This window comes from Aneurinibacillus tyrosinisolvens, from assembly GCF_001015055.1.
Classification (GTDB): Bacteria; Bacillota; Bacilli; order Aneurinibacillales; family Aneurinibacillaceae; genus Aneurinibacillus_A; species Aneurinibacillus_A tyrosinisolvens.
The window spans coordinates 1-837 of record NZ_BBWZ01000122.1 but is presented as its reverse complement, the minus strand read 5'-3'; the positions used below and the strand labels follow the sequence as shown (position 1 = coordinate 837).

Here is an 837-nt window from a genome sequence, read left to right as displayed (position 1 = left end):
ACCGGAATCGAACCGGTACGGTAGTCACCTACCGCAGGATTTTAAGTCCTGTGCGTCTGCCAGTTCCGCCACCCCGGCATAAGGAAAAAAAGAAAGCACCTTTCAGGTACTAATAACTACAATAAAAATGGTGCCGGCGAAAGGACTTGAACCCTCAACCCCCTGATTACAAGTCAGGTGCTCTACCAATTGAGCTACACCGGCAATATGGTGGAGGATGACGGGATCGAACCGCCGACCCTCTGCTTGTAAGGCAGATGCTCTCCCAGCTGAGCTAATCCTCCGTATATATGGAGCGGACAACGAGACTCGAACTCGCGACCCCGACCTTGGCAAGGTCGTGCTCTACCAACTGAGCTATGTCCGCCTCTCTGGTGAAGAATCCAAAGTGATGAAAAGCGCAATTCTTTGCCCTTGATCATGGTATGCTTTCCACCTAAATGGTGAGCCATACTGGACTCGAACCAGTGACACCCTGATTAAAAGTCAGGTGCTCTACCAACTGAGCTAATGGCTCCCTAAAAATCATGTATGCGGTTATAGAGTTATGGTGACCCGTAGGGGATTCGAACCCCTGAATGCATGCGTGAAAGGCATGTGAGTTAAGCCGCTTCTCCAACGGGCCATTTTTATAAAATAATGTTTTAAAGTTTATGGCGGAGGGAGCAGGATTCGAACCCGCGTGGGCTTGCACCCTAACGGTTTTCAAGACCGCCCCGTTATGACCACTTCGGTATCCCTCCGCATAGCATAAAAATGGTGGGCCCTGCAGGACTTGAACCTACGACCAATCGGTTATGAGCCGACCGCTCTACCAACTGAGCTAAGGGCCCTTTT

7 tRNA genes are annotated in these 837 nt (G+C 50.4%); all 7 read right to left on the bottom strand.

Annotation, left to right across the window (positions count from 1 at the left end):
- Window positions 1–128: 128 nt before the first annotated feature.
- A tRNA-Thr gene (locus MBEAL2_RS28630) sits at window positions 129–204 on the bottom strand.
- 4 nt (window positions 205–208) lie between these two features.
- Window positions 209–284, bottom strand: a tRNA-Val gene (locus tag MBEAL2_RS28625).
- Window positions 285–291: 7 nt separating this feature from the next.
- A tRNA-Gly gene (locus MBEAL2_RS28620) sits at window positions 292–367 on the bottom strand.
- A gap of 74 nt (window positions 368–441) precedes the next feature.
- Window positions 442–517: transfer RNA gene (locus MBEAL2_RS28615), tRNA-Lys, on the bottom strand.
- Between the two features lie 31 nt (window positions 518–548).
- A tRNA-Glu gene (locus MBEAL2_RS28610) sits at window positions 549–625 on the bottom strand.
- Between the two features lie 29 nt (window positions 626–654).
- Window positions 655–743: transfer RNA gene (locus tag MBEAL2_RS28605), tRNA-Ser, on the bottom strand.
- Window positions 744–757: 14 nt separating this feature from the next.
- Window positions 758–833 (bottom strand) — tRNA-Ile (locus MBEAL2_RS28600).
- Window positions 834–837: the final 4 nt, after the last annotated feature.